The organism is Mesorhizobium australafricanum, assembly GCF_033977265.1.
Taxonomy (GTDB): Bacteria; Pseudomonadota; Alphaproteobacteria; order Rhizobiales; family Rhizobiaceae; genus Mesorhizobium; species Mesorhizobium australafricanum.
Window position 1 is genome coordinate 415415 of sequence record NZ_JAVIIT010000004.1, and the last position, 19106, is coordinate 434520.

A 19106-nucleotide genomic window follows, 5' to 3' on the forward strand; every position below is an offset into this window, starting at 1 on the left:
AGCTGCGGCATGATCGCCGCCGGCACCGGCATATCAGGCGCGATGCAGGTAAGCCTCGATCGACTTCGCCTTCATCTCGATCGAGAAGCCGGGCGCCTGGGGCGGCATGTAGGCTGCGTCGCGGATCGCGCAGGGCTCGAGGAAATGCTCGTGCAGGTGATCGACATATTCGATCACCCGACCGTCCTTCGTGCCTGACACCGCGACATAATCGATCATCGACAGGTGCTGGACATATTCGCAGAGACCGACGCCGCCGGCATGCGGCCAGACCGGCAGGCCGTATTTGGCGGCGATCAGAAGAACCGCCAGAACCTCGTTCAGCCCGCCCATGCGGCAGGAATCGATCTGCACGACATCGATCGCGCCGCCGGCGATGAACTGCTTGAACATGATGCGGTTCTGACACATCTCGCCGGTCGCGACCTTGATCGGCGCCACCGCCTTGCGGATTTTCGCATGGCCGGCAACGTCGTCGGGACTGGTGGGTTCCTCGATGAAGAACGGCTTGGCGAAGGCAAGGTCCTTCAGCCAGTCGATCGCCTGGTCGACCTCCCAGACCTGGTTGGCGTCGATCATCAGGTAACGGTCCGGGCCGATCACCTCGCGGGCGATCCCGAGACGGCGGATGTCGTCGGCGCGGTCCCGGCCGACCTTCAGCTTGATGTGGTCGAACCCATCGTCGACGGCTTCCTGGCAAAGGCGCCGCAGCTTGTCGTCGGGATAGCCCAGCCAGCCGGCGGAAGTGGTGTAGCAGGCATAGCCTTCGCGCTCGAGCGTGGCGATACGTTCGGCCTTGCCGGCCTCGGCCCGTTTCAAAATCTCGAGCGCCTCGGCCGGGGTGATGGCGTCGGTGAGGTAGCGGAAGTCGATGATGCGCACGATGTCTTCCGGGCTCATCTCGCCGACCAGACGCCAGACCGGCTTGCCGGCTTCCTTGGCCCAAAGATCCCAGACCGCGTTGACCACCGCGCCCACCGCAAGATGCATGGCGCCCTTGTCGGGGCCGATCCAGCGCAACTGGCTGTCGCCGGTCACGTGATGCCAGAAGCGGCCGGGATCCCGCTTGACCCAGTCGAGATCGAGCCCGACGACGAGGTGGCGCAGCGCTTCGATCGCCGCGCAGCAGATCTCATTGCCGCGGCCGATGGTGAAGGTGAGGCCATGGCCTTTCAGAGATGGGACATCGGTGTCGAGGATGACATAGGCGGCCGAGTAATCCGGGTCGGGATTCATCGCGTCCGAGCCGTCGAGGCTTTGCGACGTCGGGAAGCGCAGGTCGAAGGTTCTGAGGTCCGTAATCCTGGTCATTCTTGCCTCGTAACTGGATTGCCGCCCGCGCTCAACCTGGCTGCGGAAACGGCCTCAGATCGACCAGCCGCCGTCGATGTTATAGGCCTGCCCCGTCGTGTAAGAGGCGCCGGCCAGATAGACGGCGAGGTCGGCGATCTCCTCCGGCGTGCCGATCCTGCCCATCGGCTGGCGGGCGATGAAGGCGGCGCGCGCCACCTCATAGTCGCCCTGCGCCTGCATGCGGCCCTGCAGCGAAGGGCTCTCGACTGTACCAGGGCAGATCGCGTTGCAGCGAATGCCCTTGGCAACGTAATCGGCTGCGATGGACTTGGTCAGGCCGATAACGGCGGCCTTGGTGACGCCGTAAGCAAAACGGTTCGGCACGCCCTTCGGGGCGCCGGCGACCGAAGACATGTTGATGATCGAGCCGTCGCCGCGCTCCAGCATGCCCGGAAGGACGGCGCGGATGGTGCGGATCATGGCGCGCACATTGAGGTTGAAGGCGAAGTCGAGATCCTCGTCCTTCATCTCCAGGATCGAGCCGGCATGGACGAAGCCGGCGCAGTTAAACAGCACATCGACGCGACCGATCTCGGCGAAGGCGGTTTTTACAGCCTCGTCGTTCAGCACATCCAGCTTGCGCGCCTTGATGCCGGACGCCTTGGCGAATTCGGCCAAAGCCGCCTCGTTGATGTCGGTGGCGTGGACGATGGCGCCGGCTTTGGCGAAAGCCAGCACGCTGGCCCGACCGATGCCTTGTGCGGCCGCCGTGACGACCACGACCTTGCCTGTGATATCCGCCATATTGTTTGTCTCCGTTTTTCAGCCGAGCCGCCGCTCGACGATGTAGATATGATCCGCGACCAGCACGACGTCGTCGCGCTGGTTCAAAACCTCGACGCGCTCGATGACGCGTCCCGAACCGGGCCGCTTCGGGTCATCCTCCTTGGCCGCGATGGTGGTGCGGGTGCGGATCGTGTCGCCGATGAAGACCGGCTTGATGAAGCGCAGCCGGTCGTAGCCGTAGGAGAAGGCGACGGGGTTGATGACGCTCGCAGTCAACCCGACGCCGACCGAGAAGACCAGCGTGCCATGCGCGATGCGCTGGCCGAAAGGCGTCGTCTTCATGAACTCGGCGTCCATGTGATGCGGGAAGAAATCGCCGGTGTGGCCGGCATGGACGACGAAGTCGGTCTCCGTGATGGTGCGCCCGCTGGTGAGGCGCGAGGAGCCGATCTCATAGTCTTCGAAATAAATGGTCTGTTCCATGTCCTGCCTTACGGCTTCTCGGCCAGCGGCGTCGCCGGCACGGCACTCGATTTATAGGCGGCCTCCACGAGCGCCATGGTGTTCCAGGCGTCTTCGACCGAGCTGACCAGCTCGGCGTCTTCGCCGGAAGCGAAGCGCTGGACATTGGCCATGCGGCCGACGAAGGCATCCGGGAACCACTCACCGGCGAGCGGCACGCCGACCCAGTCCGACCCACCCTTGGGATGGATCTCCAGCACGTCCGGTTCGCCGCGCGGATAGTCGAGATTGAGGCCGAGCTTGACATAGGCCGCACCCTCGGTGCCGCAGATACGGAACTCGCAGGCCTGGTAGCGGCGCCCGAATTTGTGGTCGTGGTTGATCGAGAGCGCGCAACGCACCGTATCGCCATAGTCGAGGATAGCGCTGGTGCGCGTCTGCGCAACCTTGTGATTGGGATGGCCGAGCGTCTTGGCATGCACGCCAAGCGGATTGCCGAGAAGCTGGCGGATCAGGTCGAGATAGTGGATCGAATGCATGGCGATCTCGACGCGCGGCGCCTTGAGCAGGAACTCCCAGAGCTGCCATGGCGTGTCGAGCGCCAGAAGCGCGTCGAAGTCGACAACTTGGCCCAGCCAGCCCTTGGCGATGGCGTCCTTCAGCGCCAGCATCATCGGCGCGAAGCGGAGCTGGAAATTGACCGCCGCCTTGAGGTTCTTGGCACGGCAGATTTCGAGGATCTCGGTTGCCTCGCCGAGATAATTGCCCATGGGCTTCTGGATCAGCGCCACCGCGCCGTCGGGCAGCGCCTTTAGCACCTCGGCGTGCCGTCCGGGCGGCGTGGCGAGGTCGAAAATCGCATCCTTCACCGCCGCGGCCTCGTCGACCGAACGGAACGCCGTCACGTCCCATGTCTCTGCGAGTTTTTGCGCCTTGGCCTGATCCGGATCGTAGAGGCCTGAGATCGGGAAGCCGGCCTTGCGGTAGGCGGGAAAATGCGCGTCGCCGACGATCGAGCCGGCGCCGAAGGTGACGATCGGGCGCGGCTTCGAGGGCTTCGGCCAGGACTGCGACAACGATGCCGGATCGAAGGCATCAGTCATGATGAAAAACCTCGTCCATCGTCGCCCACCACTCGCCCTCCTTGCGGGTCGGCAAGGGCTCCTGGCAGGGCATGCAGACCGCCCACCATTCCTGGGTCTTCGGGTCGGCGGCCATCTTGGCCATGTCGGCGGCGTAATCGGTGCCGTGATATTCGAAATAGGAGAAAAGCAGGTTCTCCGGCCGCTTCAGGTAGATCGAGTAGTTCTTGATGTTGCAGGCCGAGATCATGGCGAGAACGTCCGGCCAGACGGCGGCGTGGAGACGAACATATTCCTCGACCTTCTCGGGTTTCAGCCCGAGCACCATTCCCATACGCTGCATATCCGCCTCCCTATTTCGCGATCGCCGTGGTGAATTCGGCGATGCTCCTCGCCTTCACCGCATCCCAGTCCCAGTCGATGCCGATGCCGGGCTCGCTGGGCGCCAGGGCATGGCCATCCTCGATGCGCATCTTGTCGCCCGTCAACTCGTCGAGCTGCGGAATATATTCGACATATTTGCCGTTCTGGATAGCGCAGGTGAGGCTGACATGCAGTTCCATGAGGAAATGCGGGCAGACCGGCATGTCGAAGGCCTCCGCCGCATGGGCCACTTTCAGCCAAGGGGTGATGCCGCCGATGCGGCCGACATCGACCTGCACGATGCTGCAGCCGCCCTTTTGCATGTATTCGCGGAAATGCCTGATCGAATAGAGCGACTCGCCGACCGCGATCGGCGTCGCGGTCGAGTTCGACAGCCGGACATGGCCGTCGATGTCGTCGGCCGGCAGCGGTTCCTCGATCCAGGCGAGATCGAGCTCGCGCAGCCGTTCGGCGCGACGGATCGCTTCATCGACGGAAAAGCCCTGATTGCAGTCGGTCATGATCTCGTAGCCGTCGCCGACCGCCTTGCGCACCGCCGACAGCCGTGAAAAATCCTCGGAGCCATGCGGCTTGCCGATCTTGACCTTCGAGCCCGTAAAGCCCTTGGCCTTCGCGGCCAGCGCGTCGTCGACCAGCGCCTGGGTCTCGATATGCAGCCAGCCGCCCTCGGTGGTGTAGAGCGGGCAGCGGTCCTTGGCGCCGCCGGCGAGCTTCCAGAGCGGCAGGTTCTGCTTCCTGGCGCGCAAATCCCAAAGTGCTGTGTCGATCGCGGCCAGCGCGATCGCCGTGATGGCGCCGATGGTGGTGGCGTGGGTGGCGAATTCGAGCTCGTGCCAGATCGCCTCGATCTGGTCGGCATCGCGGCCGATCAGGCGCGGCGCGAGATGGTCGGCGAGAAGCCGCATCACCGAAGAGCCGCCGGTGCCGATCGTATAGCTGTAGCCGGTGCCCGACGCGCCGTCGGAATCGGTGATGGTGACGATCGGCGTTTCCTGGCTGACGAAACTCTGGATGGCGTCCGTGCGCTTCACCTTCGGCACGAGGTCGATCATGCGCAGGTCGATTTTCTCGATTTTCGCCATGTCAGATCCTCAGCGACTTGCCGGTTTCGGCGGAGAAAAGATGCGCGCGGCTCAGATCAAAGCTCATGCCGATCCTGTCACCGGCTTTCAGCGGCTTGGGATTGAGCATGCGCGACACCCAGTCGGTGCCGTTGAACTCGGCGAAGACCAGCGTCTCGTTGCCGAGCGGCTCGGTGATGCTGACCGGCAGCTCGACGCGGTGGACTTCGGTTTCGCCGCCGGAGCTCAGGCCGTGGCCGGTCGGATAGAAATCATCCGGACGGATGCCGAACACGACCTTGTCGCCGGCCGCTGTCTTCGACTTGAACTGGGCGGGCAGAGGCAGGCTGTCACCGCCGTTGAACACAAGCTTGCCGTCGCTCACCGTCGCCTCGTGCAGGTTCATTGGCGGCGAACCGATGAAGCCGGCGACGAAGTGGGTCGCAGGCCGGCTGAACACTTCGTCCGGCGTGCCGACCTGTTCGATGTAGCCTGAGCGCATGATGACGATGCGGTCGGCAAGCGTCATCGCCTCGACCTGGTCATGGGTGACGTAGATGACGGTCGACTTCACCTTGGCATGCAGCTTCTTGATCTCGGTGCGCATCTGGGTGCGCAGCTTGGCGTCGAGGTTGGAGAGCGGCTCGTCGAACAGGAACACGTCCGGATCGCGCACGATGGCGCGGCCCATGGCGACGCGCTGGCGTTGGCCGCCGGAGAGCTGCGAGGGGCGACGCTCGAGCAGCTCGTCGAGGCCGAGGATGGCCGAGGCTTCCGCTACGCGCCGGTCCATGTCATCCTTGGCAGCACCGGCAATCTTGAGCGAGAAGCCGAGGTTCTCGCGCACCGTCATATGCGGATAGAGCGCGTAGGACTGGAACACCATCGAGATGTTGCGCGAGCGCGGCGGCAGGTCGTTGACCATGCGGCCGCCGATGTCGATCGTGCCGCCGCTGATATCCTCCAGCCCTGCGATCATGCGCAAGGTCGTCGACTTGCCGCAGCCGGACGGACCGACCAGCGCAATGAACTCGCGGTCGGCGATCTCGAGATCGATGCCATGCACGATCTCCATATTGCCGTAGCGCTTGGAGAGCTTTTGCAGCGAAACCGTTGCCATGGAATCAACCTTTCACCGCGCCGGAGGTGAGACCGCCGACGAGGTGTTTCTGGACGATGTAGGTGAGGGTGAGCGCCGGGATGATCATCACCACGGCCAGCGCGCACATACCGCGCCAGTCGATGGTGAACTCGGCCGTGTAGTCGAGCAGCCCGACGGGCAGCGTCTTGGAATTGACGGAACGGGTAAGCTGCGAGGCCAGCGCGAACTCGTTCCAGCAGGTGAGGAAGGCGAAGATGGCGGCCGAGGCGATGCCCGGACGCGCCAGCGGGAATTCGACCTGCCAGAACGCCTGCCAACGCGTACAGCCGTCGATCTGCGCGGCTTCGGCGAGGTCCTTCGGCACCTGGCGGAAGAAGCCGTCGATCAGCCAGATGGTGAAGGGGACGTTCAGCGCCACATAGGCGAGGATCATACCGAAATGCGTGTCGATGATGCCGAGCCGCGCATAGACGAAGAAGAGCGGCAGCGACATGGCGATGCCGGGTACGGTGCGCGTCAGCATCAGGCCGAGGAACATGCCCGACTTGCCGCGGAAGCGGTAGCGCGCGAAGGCGTAGCCGCCGGCCATGCCGATGGCCACCGCGATCAGCGTCGAGGAGACCGAGATGATCAGCGAGTTGCGGAAATAGTCGAGCACCGGAATGCCGCCTTTGCCGATGCCGCTGAACATCGCGACATAGGCGTCGAACGACAGCTCCTGCGGTATCCACACCGGCGGCTTGGCCATGATCTCGACCGTCGGCCTCAGCGACGACAGCACGATCCAGATGCCCGGCAGGCAGATGACGAGCATGGCCAGGAACAAGCCGACGCGGTGCGCGACGGTCAGCGCGCGGCGCGTGAGGCGGGCGGAGGCGTTCTCGTCCATCGTCACCACTCCGCGCCGATCTGCGCGCGCGCGGCGGCGAGCTTGTTGTAGAAGTAGACGGTGAAGGCGATCGAGAGCAGGATCGAGAAATAGGCCATGGCGTTGGCGAGACCCATGCGGGCATCGCTATAGGCAGTGCGCCCGACCAGCGTCCACAACAGCTCGGTGCGGCCGGCGGGGCCGCCATCGGTCATGATCTTGACGATGTCATAGGCGCGCGCCACGTCGAGCGAGCGGATCGTCATGGCGATATAGGCGAACGGCATGACGAACGGCCAGACCACATAACGGAAGGTCTGCCAGGGCGCGCAGCCGTCGACGCGCGCCGCCTCGATCGGCTCCTTGGGCATGGCGAGAAGCCCGGCCAGGATCAGGATGGCGAAGATCGAGGTCGACGACCAGACTTCGGCGATGGTGATGGCGGTGAAGGCGAGGTGGCTTTCGATCAGCCACGGGATGGCGTCCTGGGTGATGCCCAGCGACTGCAGCGCGTTGTTCACCAGGCCGATATTGTCATTGAACAGGAACTTGAACTGGAAGCCGACCAGGATCGGCGAGAACATCATCGGGAACATCATCAGCGTGCGCAGGATGCGCTGGCCGCGCGTCGCCTTCTCGACCAGCATCGCCAGGCCGAGGCCAAGCAGCATTTCGAGGTTGAGCGCCACGGTGAGCAAAAGCACCGTCCTGCCGAAGGCGTACCAGAAATCCGGATTGCTCAGGATCGAAAAATAGTTCCGGAAGCCGACCAGCACGAAGAAGGTCTCGGGCCGGGTCAGGCGGAAGGGCGTGAAGCTGGAATAGAGCGACAAAAGCAGCGGCACGAGCACCACCGCCGCGAGCACGACGAAGGCCGGTAGCAGCAGGAGAATCGGCGCGGATGGCTTGAAGCCCTTCATCGGGACCCTGTCAGCGAAGTGAAGTGATCCGACCCCGGTCGAGACCGAGGATGGCATATTTTCGCGAGGCTACGCGGCCGCCTCCCCGATTTACGGGGAGGCGGTTGCGGGCGCGGCTGTCTAGAGCTTGCCAGCGTCCTGGAGGATTTGCGTTGCCTTGGCGGCAGCGTCGTCGAGCGCCTGCTTCGACGTCTTGTCGCCGAGGATGGCGGCCTGCAGCTCAGGATAGACGGCGTTGGAAATCTCGATCCATTCCGGCGTCTGCGGTACCGGGAAGGCGTTCTTGGCCGCTTCCTGGAAGGCCTGCAGCACTTCGGTCTTGTAAGGATCGGACTTCGCCTGCTCGAGGTCCCATTCCCAGACCTTGGTGCGGGTGGGCAGCGGCCCGGCCGCGGCCTCGAGCTTCTGGCTGTCCTCGTTAGTCAGCCACCAGACCAGCGAGGCGGCGGCTTCCTTGTTGGCGCAATCCTCGGTCACCGAGAAGCCATGCGCGCCGGACCAGCCGGAGCGCTTGCCGGACGAGCCCTTGGGCTGAACCTTGACGCCGACATTGCCGGCGACCTTGGAAGACTTCGGGTCGTTGAAGAAGCCGGCCCAGCCCGGCCAGTCAAGGTTGATGGCCACAGTACCCGAGGCGAAGCCCTGGCCGAGATCGTCCCACAGATAGTTGGTGGTGCCTGCCGGCACGGCCTTGGCCTTGTAGAGATTGACGAACCAGTCGAGCGCCTTGACACCGGCCTCCGAGTTGAACGCCGGCTTGCCGTCCTTGTCGAGATATTCGCCGCCGTCGGCGATCACCATCTCGTAGAAGCGGCCGTTGATCGCCTCTTCCTTGCCGGCATATTGCGTGCCGTAGAAGTCGGGCGGGCTGGCGAAGAATTCCGCCTGTTGGGCCATCTCGTCGAAGGTGTCCGGCGGGGCGAGCTCCTCGCCGTATTTGTCCTTGTAAGCCTTCTTCTTGGCTTCGTCCTGATAGAGGCTCTTCTGATAGTAGAGCGCCGAGACGTCGAACTGCGCGCGCGGCAGCATGACCAATTTGCCGCCCAGAGTGCCGGCGGCGATGTTGGCCGGGACGAAGGCGTCGACCTCTTCCTTCGGCAGCAGCTTCGACAGATCGGTGTAGATGCCCGGATATTGCGGCGCGAACGAGGTGTGGTTGGAGCCGACGCACCAGGTGATCGAGTTGGAGGCGATGTCCGACTTGATCTCCTTGTCGAGATCGAAGTGGTTCTTCTTCGACAGGATGTTGACTTTGGCGCCGGTCAGCTCCTCCCACTCGGGAATGCGCTCGTAGAGCTTCTCATATTGCTGGCCGCCGATCAGCTTGGCGTCGATCGTCACGCCCGGAAATTTGCCGGGCAGATCGGCCGAAAAGGCCGCGCCGCTCAGCACCAGTCCGGCCAGGCCGGTGGAAATGCCTAGAAGCAGTTTCGTCATGTTCTCCTCCCATGGGCTCGCGGCGACGGCCCGCCGGGTGCGCAGCCTTCGCTTGAGCTTCATTCATATGCAAATAGCATTTTCATTCCCGGGTCAAGTCGATTATGCTTCCAGTCGATTATGCTTCCAGCGGAATGAAGTTCATGCATATATGCAGATCGGAATTCACTGGAGGGGCAGGTGGCAGAAGAAGACGATGGGGACCGCTACCGCGCGCCGGCGCTCGACAAGGGCCTGGATATTCTCGAGCTCTTGTCCAGCGTGGACGGAGGGCTGACACAGGCCGAGATCGCCAAGCGGCTCGACCGCAGCCCGAACGAGTTCTACCGGATGCTCGACCGCCTGGTGCGGCGCGGCTATGTCACCAAGATCGACGGCGACCGCTATTCGCTGACGCTCAAGCTCTTCGGCCTCGCGCAATTGCATGCGCCGGTGCGGCGGCTGGTGTCCTACGCGACGCCGATCATGCGGGAACTGGCCGAAACCTCCTGGCAGGCCAACCAATTGGTGGTGTTCGACCGCGGCGCCGCCGTGGTTATCGCCCAGCAGGAGGCGCCGCGTTACTGGGGTATCTCGATCCGCGTCGGCTCGCATATCAGCCTGTTCGACACCGGCTCCGGTCATGTGCTGCTCGCCTTCCGCTCACCGGAAGAGCGCAAGATGATGATCGCCGAGCATCTGCAAAGCACGGAACAGCTCAACCTGACACCCGAATTCTTCGCCCGTCTCGACCAGGTCCGCGACCGCGGCTACGAGATGATGGCATCGTTGCAAACCGCCGGCGTCTACAATCTTTCGACGCCGGTGCTCGGACCCGACGGCAGAGCCATCGCGGCGCTGACCATCCCCTACATCACCCTGGTCAACGCGCCCACGGCGCCGGATATCACGCTGACGATCCGGCACTTGCAGGACGCAGCCGCAAGGCTCTCCCAGCTTGCGGGGTCCGATGTGGCGCAATCGTCGTAATTTCTTATTTGAACAATGGATTTTTCAGCGAGATAGTGCCTTAGAGCGGGATGGGTTCAAAAGCTGCCGGCCATCCCGCTCTAAGGCTTTGTTTTTGGAGCATGATCTTGTCCGGAAAAGTCTGCAACTTTTCGGGATCATTCTCCAGGGCCACGGAGGAGACGCCGCCATGATCATCGACACGCATCTGCATCTCATCGACCAGAGCGCGCTTCGCTATCCGTGGCTGGCCGGCGTGGCGGCGCTCAACCGCGATTTCTCCTATGACGAATACGCCGCCGACGCACGGCGCTGCGGCATCGACGGAGTCCTGCACATGGAGGTCGATGTCGATCCCGCGGATATCGTCGCCGAAACCGCTTATGTGAAGTCTCTCGCCGGCCGGACTGGCAGCCTGCTCAAGGGCGCGATCGCGTCCTGCCGTCCCGAAGAGGCCGGTTTCGAGGCTTATCTCGAGACGGTGAAGGCCGACCCGTTCGTCAAAGGCTTCCGCCGTGTGCTGCATGTGGTGCCCGATGATGTTTCGGAAGGGGTGCTGTTTCGCCAGAACGTCAGGCGGCTGGCCGACACCGGCCTGACATTCGACCTGGTGGTGCTGCCGCATCAGATTCCGAAGGCGATCGCGCTCGCCGGTCTCGCGCCCGACGTCCAGTTCGTCCTCGACCATTGCGGCGTGCCCGACATCAAGGGCAATGCCGAGCATCCGTGGCGCGAACATATGGAAGCGATCGCCAAACGACCCAACGTCACGGCCAAGATTTCCGGCGTCGTCGCCTATGCCGACCCGGCGACCTGGACGGTGGATACGCTCAAGCCCTATGTCGAGCACACGATCCGGTGCTTCGGCTGGGATCGGGTGATCTGGGGCAGCGACTGGCCGGTCTGCACGCTGGGCGGCGGGCTGACGACCTGGGTTGCCGCCACGCACGCTTTGCTCGCGGGCACCAGCGAGCCGGAGCGAGCGCGCCTGCTTTCGGGCAATGCACGCCGGCTGTGGCGGATCGACTAGAGCATGATGCCGAAAAGTGTGAAGCGGTTTTCGGGCGACATCATGCTCTATCTCTTTGATTTTGATCCGTCTGCCGCAGTTTCGGCCGCGGCGGCCGGCGCGAAACTCTCCCGGAACAGGCGATTGATATCGGCGACGACGCGCCGGGCGTCGTGCCTGCCGGCAAGGCCTTCATTGATGCGGTCCGAAGCCCGCTGCTGGAACGCCATGTAGCCGTCATGGCGCGGCCTCACCCAGGCGCCTTCGAGCGTCGCGCGCGTGGCGCGATAGAAGTCGCCCGTCGCGGCGTTGACGGCATCATCCTCCCAGGCCGCGGCATGGCCGGGCTGGCCGCCCGCGGCGGCGTAGGGCCCGCGCTGCACATCGCCGCTGGCGATCCAGTAGGCAAAGTCGATGGCCGCTTCGCGTCCGGCGGAAAAGGCGGAGACGGCAATGCCGGTGCCACCTAGCGCCGAGCCGACCGGACCGTTGCCGCTGGCGACCGGCATATCGGCAAAGGCAAGCCGGTGCGGCCGGAAACCTTCGACTGCATAGGGAACATAACCGTAGATCAGCGGCGCGCAGGCAATGCGCGAGCCGGATTGTGCCATCCTTTCGAACACCGCAATCGGATCCATCGCCAGGCATGCGGGATCGGCAAGTGCCGCGATCTCGCGCAGCATTTCGAAGGCGGTCTCGCCGGCCTCGCCATCGACAAGGTCGGCCGAACCGTCGACCACGCATGGCCGGCCGAGATCGGCGGCCAAAGTGAAGAAGCACATCAGCGAATGCGGCGGCCGCAGCGGCAGGAGCACGCGGCCCTGTTCGGCAAGCGCCAGCACTTCGGTCCAGATCGTCGGCGCGGCTTCGATCAGATCGGGACGCCAGGCCTGGACCTGGGTCGCGGCATCGATTGGAAACGCCCACTGCCGACCCTGCCAGGTGTAGCTCGGATATGAGCGGCCGACGCTTGCCCTCGCGAGCGCTTCGCGTTCCGCCTCGCGGCCTGGCACGTCGAGTGGCGCCAGGCATTTTTCGGCGGTGATCTGGCCGACATGCGGATGGTCGATGACGATCAGGTCATAGGCGCGGGCGAGTTCTTCGACAGGGAAGGACTCGAAATCCTGCAGCGAACGCTTTTCCCATTCGATCGAGACGCCGGTTTCTTCTTTCCAAAGCGCCGAACACGCCACCATCGGGTCGTAGCCGCGCGGATGGCTCCAGGTCATACCTCTCAACGAAACACCGATCACAGGCCGAACTCCGCGCGGATTTTTTCGCTGTGCTCGCCGATGCGAGGGGCGGCCCGATCGACCTTGGCGCGAGCGCCGTCGACGCGCAGCGGCGTGCGCGTGGTGAGGATCGAGACGTTGTCCTCGCGCGTCACGGTCTGCAGCATGTCAAGCGTCTTGAAGCCGTCGCTTTCCATCAGTTCCGGCCAGGTCAGCACCTTGGCGCACCAGACATCGGCGGGCTCGAGGACCGCTAGCCATTCGTCGATGGTCTTTTCAGCGATGCGTCTGGCGATGATCGCCTTGATCTCGTCGCGGGCGGTGAACCAGGTCGCCGGCTTGTCGCAGAACGGGTCAAGCCCGGGCAATTCGAGCAGGTCGGCAATCTTCGGTATCGGCGTCATGGCAATCGCCAGGTAGCCGTCCCTGGCCGGATAGACGCCGTAAGGCGCCGAGAGATAGGCGTGCGCGCTACGGAACGACGAGCGCTTCGGCAGGCGGCGGCCGTCGTTGAGATGCGTGGTCAGCACTTCGAACTGGAAGTCGATCAGCGCCTCAAGCAGGCTGGTTTCGACATGGCCGCCCTGGCCGGTGATGCCGCGCCGCACCAGCTTGGCGAGGATGCCTTGGGCACAGGCCGCGCCCGCCAGCATGTCGGCAATCGCCAGGCCGAACGGCACCGGCCCCTGCTCCTCGTCGCCGTTCAGCCACATCACGCCGGAGCGCGCCTGTGCCAGCAGGTCCTGCCCCGGGCGCTTGACCCACGGGCCATCCTCGCCATAGCCGCTGATCGAGGCATAGACGAGCCGGGGATTGATCGTCCTGACATGCTCATAGTCGAGGCCGAGCCGTTCGATGACGCCCGGCCTGAAATTCTGGATCAGCACGTCGGCTTTGGCGATCAGCCCGCGCAGCATGGCGAGATCGGCCTCGTTCTTGAGGTCGATGGCCAGGCTCTCCTTGCCGCGGTTGATGGCGTGGAAAATGGTGGAATCGCCGCCGATCTCGGTATCGCTGAGATAGAGCCGGCGCGACAGGTCGCCGCCATCGGGCCGCTCGACCTTGATGACGCGCGCGCCGAGGTCGAGCAGGCGCAGCGAGCAGTAGGGTCCCGACAGGAACTGGCTCATGTCGATGACGACGAGGCCGGCCAGCGGAAGTTCGGTATCAACGGCCACGGTTCACTTCTCTGTCTTGCCGACAAAATCGGCCGGGTTCTTGTATTTCACCGTCTGCAGGTGCTCGCAGTAGAGCACCAGCTCTCCTTCACCCTTGAAGACTTCATAGCTGGCGCGGATCAGGCCCATGTCCTGGTAGCGCGGCTTTTTGTCGAGGTTGGTGCGGATCGAATAGATGGTCTCGCCGATGAAGACCGGCTTGATGAAGCGCAGCTTGTCATAGCCATAGGAAAAAGCGTTGAGGCAGTTGGTGGCGACCAGGCCGAGCCCGGCCGAAAAGACAAAGGCGCCTGCCACCAGCCGCCGGCCGAAGATGCCTTCCTTCTCGGCGAACATCTGGTCCTGCACGTAAGGGTGGATATCCAGCACCAGCGCATTGAACATGTGGCTTTCGCCCTCGGAGATGGTGCGGCGGAGCGAACGGATTTTGTGGCCGACCTGCCAGTCCTCGTAGAACCAGTTCTCCGAATTCCAGACAGGAATTTCGCCATGCGCTTGCGGCATGTCGGCCGGATGCGTCGAGGCTACACCGACAGTCGGCGAGAATGTGCTCATGTCTCGCTCCGGGAGGTTGCGGCGCGGCCTGCAAGGCGGGTCCGGGCACGATGCCGGATGGCGAGACGCATAACCGCTTTTCCTCCCGTCAATTTTCTTTTGTGAATAATATTTTCACATATGGGATTACCTTGCAAGCGACGATCGGCGAAATTTTTCGACAGCCGGCACTAAAGCGCGTTGCGCTGAAACGGATTCACGCGACGCGCTTTAAGTCCTTGTTTTTATGCATGTCGTTGTCCCAGAACCGCGTACACTTCAGGGCGACATGCATTGGCGGAGGAGCCGCCGGGGACATGGAGGATTATCGATGCAAGGCGTCCTGTCTTTGTCGGCAGCCCCAACCGCGAGGCACCCTATTTCCAGCGCGCGCGATCAGCAGTCGGTGAAAGCTCGATCGACTTCGCGCCTTGCGGCGCGCGACGCCGCGCAACCTTGCGCTGAGCCCCTCCGGCCGGCATTTGTTTTCGGCCAATCCGAACGTCGATCGCAACTCGATCTTCGCACGCGATGAAGCAGCGGCCGGCTGACCGACAACGGTCATGCCATCGAAATCGGAATGCCGATGTGCGCGCGGATCATCGAGGACCCGCTCCGATCCTAGCAGCCAAGCATGCTTACTGGCTGACCCGTGCGAACGAGCCGGTATAGGTCTGGCCGGCAAGCGCGTAGGTAACGTTGAGCGTTCCTTCGGACGGCATCGTGGCGGTGATGTCCGCGCCGTTCGGCAGGCGTCCGAGCTTCAACGTGTTGCCGACGATCCGGCCCGAGCCGTCGGCGACACCCGGCTTGTTGTCGACCAGATCGCCCCAGGCATAGCTGACCGTCACCTGACCGCCTGAAGATACGGTCAGCACCGCCAGCTTGCCGTCATACATGCCGTTGAGTTGCCCTGCCCATATGCCGGAGAATGCGGCGTACCTGGCCGGAACGCCTTTGCCGGGCGGAACGATCGCAGCCGCCTGATCCAGCACCGCCGAATTCGGCGAGCCAGGTGCGGGAGCAGCGGTGGCGGCCGGGACAGGTTGCGGGTCAGCAACAGGCTGTGTGTCCGGAGCAGATTGGCAGGCAACAAGCGCGAATGCCGCAAAGCCAAGCGTCGCCAAGAGACCGTTTGGTGGTTGCAGCAGTCGAGATAGAACCAGTCTCTGCCGAAATTCCCTGACAAGAGCGTGAGAACAGCGAATTTTCGGCATTTTAAGCGATCGGTCCAATTTTTTTGGCGCTAAAAGCTAATGCATGTCGCCCAGAAGTGTGCAGCGGTTCTGGGGCAACGACATGCATCAAAACAAAAACCTTAAGCGCGTCGCCTGAATCCGTTTCAGCGCGACGCGCTTTAGCACGAATTCAGAAGCTTAGCAGCAAACTCCCTAGGCGCTTCAACGCGATTTCTTGGACGCTAACAGGGAAATTCGATTCTGAGTAGTGTCAGGTTAGGACGCTTACGCAGGGTAGGAAACGGGCCTTGATGGCTCGTTAGATGGCGCCTAGTGGCATTGCCCTTTCACAAAAATCCCGCGCGAACCGGCCGCGCTCGACTTCGATCTTCAAACCGGAAGACGGTCATCGACCCAGCCTTTGATGTCGGCCCTGACGACCTCCTTGTCCCTGTCATTGAGGAGATCATGGAAAGCGATCTTCAGTGGAATCAGTAACTTTGTCACTCATTCCGCAACTTTGACACTCATTCTGCTCTCCTGCGATCGGTTCAATGTCCCTCGACCGCGAAGACGATTTCAGCAAAGCCCGGCACGGTCTCCTCGCGAAGCCAGTCGCGCTGCAATTCGCAAGCGAACTGCACCCAACTCACCGGCACGGCGCCCGACTGCATGATCCGCTCCAGCCCGGCACAATGGGCTTGCACGGACGTGCCGCCGACGGCATCGACCACGGCATAAACCTCAAAACCGTCGCGCAGAGCGTCGAGCGCGGGAAACGCCAGGCACACTTCGGTCCAGAGCGCGGCCATGACGAGCTTCTTGCGCCCGGTCGCCTTGACTGCGTCGACAAAATCCCTGTCCTCCCAAGCGTTGATCGCTGTGCGGTCGATAGGCCCGACGCCGGGAAAGATATCGTGCAGCTGGTGGATGATCGGCTGGTTGCGGCCGCTGCTGACATTCACCGTCGTCAACACCACGGGCACGCCGTAGAGCTTCGCCGTCCTGGCAAGGGCGACGATGTTGGCGACCAACGTTCGCCGGTCCATCGAGGCAACGGAGGTCACCTGGATCGGCTGATAGTCGATGATCAGGACGGCACAATTTTGCGGTGTCAGAAGATGATCCTGGACGGGGCTGCGAACAGGCTGGCTTGTCATTGTCTCCTCCTTCGTCGGTTTGGCGGATAGACGCCTACCGGCGCTGCCGCGAGCTTCTATTTGGCGAGAAAATCCGTGACGAGCTTGATCGTGGCGTCGGGGTTTTCTTCCATGATCCAGTGGCCGGAGGCAGGTACGATCCCGGCGGTCACATCGGTTGCGACAAAGCGCAGATCGTCGGCCTGCGCAGCGCCGAAGGATTTTTCCGCGCCTAGCGCCAGCACCGGCATCGCGACCTTGCCGCCCTTGGCCAGGAACTCCTTGTTGTCGGCGGCGTCCTGGTTGAACGCAGCGAACTGCTCGAACGCATCGTGCATGGCATGGGGTCGGGCATAGAGCTTGGAATAGTGCTCGCGCGTCGCTTCATCGATCTTCTTGGGATCACCCGACAGTTCATTCCAGAAGCGGTCGAGATAGATGCGCTCTCGGCCCGCTACCAGACGCTCCATGTCGGGGCCGCGGAAGTTGAAGTGCCACAACAGCGGCAAGCGGATGATGTTGTCCCAGTCGCCGATGCCGGGCAGCGGCGCGTCGATCACGACCCAGCGGGTGATGCGGTCGCGATACTGGGCAACCAGAGCGTAGCCAACCATATTGCCGATGTCGTGGGTGACAAGGTCGGCCTTGTCGATCTTCAGATGGTCGAGAATGCCGGCGATGTCGACGGCCTGGTTCTTCTTGGTGTAACCGGTGTCGGGATGCGCCGACAGTCCCATGCCGCGCAGGTCCGGCACGATCACGGTATGATCCTTCATCAGCTTCGCAGCGACGGGAGCCCACATGTCGCCACTGTCGCCGAAGCCATGCAGCATGATCACGGCGGGCCCTTGTCCGCCGACGCGGACGTGAAGGCTGGTGCCGTTGGTTTCGATCGTCTGTGTCTTGAAGCTCTGCGGGAACGGGACGATTTTCGCCGCTGCCGGCAATGCAGCCAAGAGCACGCCGAACGCAGCCATGATTATCCTACGCATGTCATCCTCTCCGGACATTGACCAATTGCGGCCTTCGGCGCGTGCCTGATGGTCCGCCGGGAAGAGACTACCGACCTGGGGCCAGGCCGAATTGCCCGAATCTGACCTGGGTTGAACGAAGCGGGCCTTTTGTTGTGCCGCTGATGTCCGGGAAGGATCTCGTCCGAAAGGATGAAGCGGCGCCGGTCCGTTAGAGGCAGCTGAATTTCCGCCACTCCGTCAATTTCGCAAAGCGCTTGCAGCGCGCACTCTCTACGCGTTGCGGGCAGATGAATCGCGCTGAGGGAGAAGCGAGTGACTGTTCAAATCACCGATCGTCCGGACGGCGTGGCGATGGTTCTGAAGCCGTTGGCCGAAAAGACTGTTTCGCAGGGATACTGCGTCCGGTCCTGGACTGGAATAACGGCCGAGATCACCGACCTGCACGGCCCCGGGCGCGGCCCGGAGGATCTTCGATCAAAACGGCCTCGCCTGACGGCGATATTGGAACAGGTCGGCGGCCATGCCGAAATGCGCCTCACGCCACCCTGCCAGGCTCGGTCCAGGGCCGAGATTGGATATGGGGCCGCAAACCATCTTAGCTTTATTCCAGCCGACATGCCCTTCTGGCAGTTTGCCCAGCGGTTCCGCTACATTCGCCGCTTGATCATCGATTTCGACCTGCCTGTACTGGCGGCGTGCCTTGGCGACGAAATTGAAGTTACCTCGCGCTTTGCGCCGCGGGTAATGTTCAGGGACAGCCGCATCCTGATGCTTGCCGAGCTGCTGGCCGATGCCTGTCTCGGTACTCACGCCGACAGCCGCTCCTATGGAGACAGTCTCGCGCTGGCAATTTGCTACAATCTGTTTCGACCGGGCCGTAAGGACGAGAAGCGAAGCGGGCTTGCCCCTGCGCAATTGCGGCGGGTGACCGCGTTCATGGAGCAGAGCCTGCCTAATGCCGTGGCGCTGAAGGATCTGGCTGAAATGACCGGGCTTTGCGAGTCCTATTTCAGTCGCGCCTTCAAGGCCTCCACCGGTATGGCGCCACATCGCTGGTACCTGGCTGCGAAAGTGCAGCGTTCGCAAAAACTGCTTCTTGAAACAGGCGACAGCCTGGCCGACGTAGCCCTTGCCAGTGGATTTGCCGATCAGAGCCATTTTACACGCGCGTTCAGGACGATCGCTGGAGTTTCGCCCGGCGCCTGGAGGAGGAACCACGGAATCTAAGGCCGGGCGGGCCATGCCCTCATCGAGAGGGCTGGCACGGACCGCTCGCAGCAGTCAATGTCGAGCAGCTTACAACTGTTCCGAAGAGCTCGTTTCGGCCATTTGCCTCAGCTGCAACGGCGTCTTTCCCGTGCGGCTGCGCACCACTCGCGCGAAATGAGAAGCGCGTCACAAGGCGGAGAGTGCTGGCGGTCACCGTGACGGGAATACCTAGATTCACGGTGACTTTGTCCCCATCAACGTGAGTGACTTCACCCACCAGTTCGATCGGCTGACCAATTTCTGCCTTTGT

At 62.9% G+C, this 19106-nt stretch carries 19 protein-coding genes and 1 pseudogene; 3 read left to right on the forward strand and 17 right to left on the reverse strand.

The annotated features are described in order from the left end of the window. Window positions 1-33 precede the first annotated feature (33 nt). The 10 genes from RFM98_RS11170 to RFM98_RS11215 form a co-directional block, all read right to left on the reverse strand. Window positions 34-1311, reverse strand: coding sequence for an L-fuconate dehydratase (locus RFM98_RS11170; protein WP_320308916.1), 1278 nt, complete (start codon window positions 1309-1311; stop codon window positions 34-36). Window positions 1312-1365: 54 nt separating this feature from the next. Then, window positions 1366-2097: an SDR family oxidoreductase gene (locus RFM98_RS11175; protein WP_320308917.1), complete on the reverse strand. Its 732-nt coding sequence runs from the start codon at window positions 2095-2097 to the stop codon at window positions 1366-1368. Between the two features lie 18 nt (window positions 2098-2115). After that, window positions 2116-2562: a MaoC/PaaZ C-terminal domain-containing protein gene (locus RFM98_RS11180; protein WP_320308918.1), complete on the reverse strand. Its 447-nt coding sequence runs from the start codon at window positions 2560-2562 to the stop codon at window positions 2116-2118. Between the two features lie 8 nt (window positions 2563-2570). Next, window positions 2571-3644: a Gfo/Idh/MocA family protein gene (locus RFM98_RS11185; RefSeq protein ID WP_320308919.1), complete on the reverse strand. Its 1074-nt coding sequence runs from the start codon at window positions 3642-3644 to the stop codon at window positions 2571-2573. After that, a complete protein-coding gene (locus RFM98_RS11190; protein ID WP_320213030.1) occupies window positions 3637-3966 on the reverse strand; it encodes an L-rhamnose mutarotase in 330 nt (109 codons plus the stop codon). The genes RFM98_RS11185 and RFM98_RS11190 overlap by 8 nt, the downstream gene beginning before the upstream one ends. Window positions 3967-3976: 10 nt before the next feature. Continuing rightward, on the reverse strand, window positions 3977-5089 hold the full coding sequence (locus tag RFM98_RS11195; protein WP_320308920.1) for a mandelate racemase/muconate lactonizing enzyme family protein: 1113 nt from the start codon (window positions 5087-5089) through the stop codon (window positions 3977-3979). 1 nt (window position 5090) lies between these two features. Then, window positions 5091-6188, reverse strand: coding sequence for an ABC transporter ATP-binding protein (locus tag RFM98_RS11200; protein WP_320308921.1), 1098 nt, complete (start codon window positions 6186-6188; stop codon window positions 5091-5093). Between the two features lie 4 nt (window positions 6189-6192). Further along, window positions 6193-7059, reverse strand: a complete 867-nt coding sequence (locus tag RFM98_RS11205; protein ID WP_320308922.1) for a carbohydrate ABC transporter permease — start codon at window positions 7057-7059, stop codon at window positions 6193-6195. A gap of 2 nt (window positions 7060-7061) precedes the next feature. After that, window positions 7062-7958: a carbohydrate ABC transporter permease gene (locus RFM98_RS11210; protein WP_320308923.1), complete on the reverse strand. Its 897-nt coding sequence runs from the start codon at window positions 7956-7958 to the stop codon at window positions 7062-7064. A gap of 120 nt (window positions 7959-8078) precedes the next feature. After that, window positions 8079-9395 carry a type 2 periplasmic-binding domain-containing protein gene (locus RFM98_RS11215; RefSeq protein WP_320308924.1) on the reverse strand — a complete coding sequence of 439 codons (1317 nt, stop codon included), beginning with the start codon at window positions 9393-9395 and terminating at the stop codon, window positions 8079-8081. A gap of 180 nt (window positions 9396-9575) precedes the next feature. Between RFM98_RS11215 and RFM98_RS11220 the strand changes: the two genes are divergently transcribed. Beyond that, window positions 9576-10364: an IclR family transcriptional regulator gene (locus RFM98_RS11220; protein WP_320308925.1), complete on the forward strand. Its 789-nt coding sequence runs from the start codon at window positions 9576-9578 to the stop codon at window positions 10362-10364. Window positions 10365-10533: 169 nt separating this feature from the next. Beyond that, the gene (locus tag RFM98_RS11225; protein WP_320308926.1) at window positions 10534-11373 is read left to right on the forward strand and encodes an amidohydrolase family protein; all 840 of its coding nucleotides are present in this window, start codon (window positions 10534-10536) and stop codon (window positions 11371-11373) included. 47 nt (window positions 11374-11420) lie between these two features. Here RFM98_RS11225 and RFM98_RS11230 read toward each other — a convergent pair whose 3' ends face one another. The 6 genes from RFM98_RS11230 to RFM98_RS11255 all read right to left on the reverse strand — a co-directional run bounded on the left by RFM98_RS11230 (window position 11421) and on the right by RFM98_RS11255 (window position 17605). Then, complete coding sequence (locus tag RFM98_RS11230; protein WP_320308948.1) at window positions 11421-12602, reverse strand: extracellular solute-binding protein; 1182 nt, start codon at window positions 12600-12602, stop codon at window positions 11421-11423. Next, the gene (locus tag RFM98_RS11235; protein ID WP_320308927.1) at window positions 12602-13762 is read right to left on the reverse strand and encodes a CaiB/BaiF CoA transferase family protein; all 1161 of its coding nucleotides are present in this window, start codon (window positions 13760-13762) and stop codon (window positions 12602-12604) included. The genes RFM98_RS11230 and RFM98_RS11235 overlap by 1 nt, the downstream gene beginning before the upstream one ends. A gap of 3 nt (window positions 13763-13765) precedes the next feature. Further along, a complete protein-coding gene (locus RFM98_RS11240) occupies window positions 13766-14317 on the reverse strand; it encodes a MaoC family dehydratase (protein WP_320308928.1) in 552 nt (183 codons plus the stop codon). Window positions 14318-14934: 617 nt separating this feature from the next. Then, complete coding sequence (locus tag RFM98_RS11245) at window positions 14935-15291, reverse strand: hypothetical protein (RefSeq protein WP_320308929.1); 357 nt, start codon at window positions 15289-15291, stop codon at window positions 14935-14937. Between the two features lie 734 nt (window positions 15292-16025). Then, window positions 16026-16634 carry a hydrolase gene (locus tag RFM98_RS11250; protein WP_320308930.1) on the reverse strand — a complete coding sequence of 203 codons (609 nt, stop codon included), beginning with the start codon at window positions 16632-16634 and terminating at the stop codon, window positions 16026-16028. A gap of 56 nt (window positions 16635-16690) precedes the next feature. Then, the gene (locus RFM98_RS11255) at window positions 16691-17605 is read right to left on the reverse strand and encodes an alpha/beta fold hydrolase (RefSeq protein WP_320308931.1); all 915 of its coding nucleotides are present in this window, start codon (window positions 17603-17605) and stop codon (window positions 16691-16693) included. A 294-nt stretch (window positions 17606-17899) separates the two neighbouring features. Between RFM98_RS11255 and RFM98_RS11260 the strand changes: the two genes are divergently transcribed. Beyond that, window positions 17900-18814 (forward strand): helix-turn-helix domain-containing protein, encoded by a 915-nt coding sequence (locus RFM98_RS11260; RefSeq protein WP_320308932.1) that lies wholly within the window; start codon window positions 17900-17902, stop codon window positions 18812-18814. Between the two features lie 19 nt (window positions 18815-18833). Here the strand turns inward: RFM98_RS11260 and RFM98_RS11265 are convergent. Beyond that, window positions 18834-19106: pseudogene (locus tag RFM98_RS11265) on the reverse strand (hypothetical protein); the annotation flags it as partial.

Coding starts and splice junctions, on each gene's coding strand:
- RFM98_RS11170 (WP_320308916.1), bottom strand. CDS start 1,311: ATGACCAGGATTACGGACCTCAGAACCTTCGACCTGCGCTTCCCGACG.
- RFM98_RS11175 (WP_320308917.1), bottom strand. CDS start 2,097: ATGGCGGATATCACAGGCAAGGTCGTGGTCGTCACGGCGGCCGCACAA.
- RFM98_RS11180 (WP_320308918.1), bottom strand. CDS start 2,562: ATGGAACAGACCATTTATTTCGAAGACTATGAGATCGGCTCCTCGCGC.
- RFM98_RS11185 (WP_320308919.1), bottom strand. CDS start 3,644: ATGACTGATGCCTTCGATCCGGCATCGTTGTCGCAGTCCTGGCCGAAG.
- RFM98_RS11190 (WP_320213030.1), bottom strand. CDS start 3,966: ATGCAGCGTATGGGAATGGTGCTCGGGCTGAAACCCGAGAAGGTCGAG.
- RFM98_RS11195 (WP_320308920.1), bottom strand. CDS start 5,089: ATGGCGAAAATCGAGAAAATCGACCTGCGCATGATCGACCTCGTGCCG.
- RFM98_RS11200 (WP_320308921.1), bottom strand. CDS start 6,188: ATGGCAACGGTTTCGCTGCAAAAGCTCTCCAAGCGCTACGGCAATATG.
- RFM98_RS11205 (WP_320308922.1), bottom strand. CDS start 7,059: ATGGACGAGAACGCCTCCGCCCGCCTCACGCGCCGCGCGCTGACCGTC.
- RFM98_RS11210 (WP_320308923.1), bottom strand. CDS start 7,958: ATGAAGGGCTTCAAGCCATCCGCGCCGATTCTCCTGCTGCTACCGGCC.
- RFM98_RS11215 (WP_320308924.1), bottom strand. CDS start 9,395: ATGACGAAACTGCTTCTAGGCATTTCCACCGGCCTGGCCGGACTGGTG.
- RFM98_RS11225 (WP_320308926.1), top strand. CDS start 10,534: ATGATCATCGACACGCATCTGCATCTCATCGACCAGAGCGCGCTTCGC.
- RFM98_RS11240 (WP_320308928.1), bottom strand. CDS start 14,317: ATGAGCACATTCTCGCCGACTGTCGGTGTAGCCTCGACGCATCCGGCC.
- RFM98_RS11250 (WP_320308930.1), bottom strand. CDS start 16,634: ATGACAAGCCAGCCTGTTCGCAGCCCCGTCCAGGATCATCTTCTGACA.
- RFM98_RS11255 (WP_320308931.1), bottom strand. CDS start 17,605: ATGCGTAGGATAATCATGGCTGCGTTCGGCGTGCTCTTGGCTGCATTG.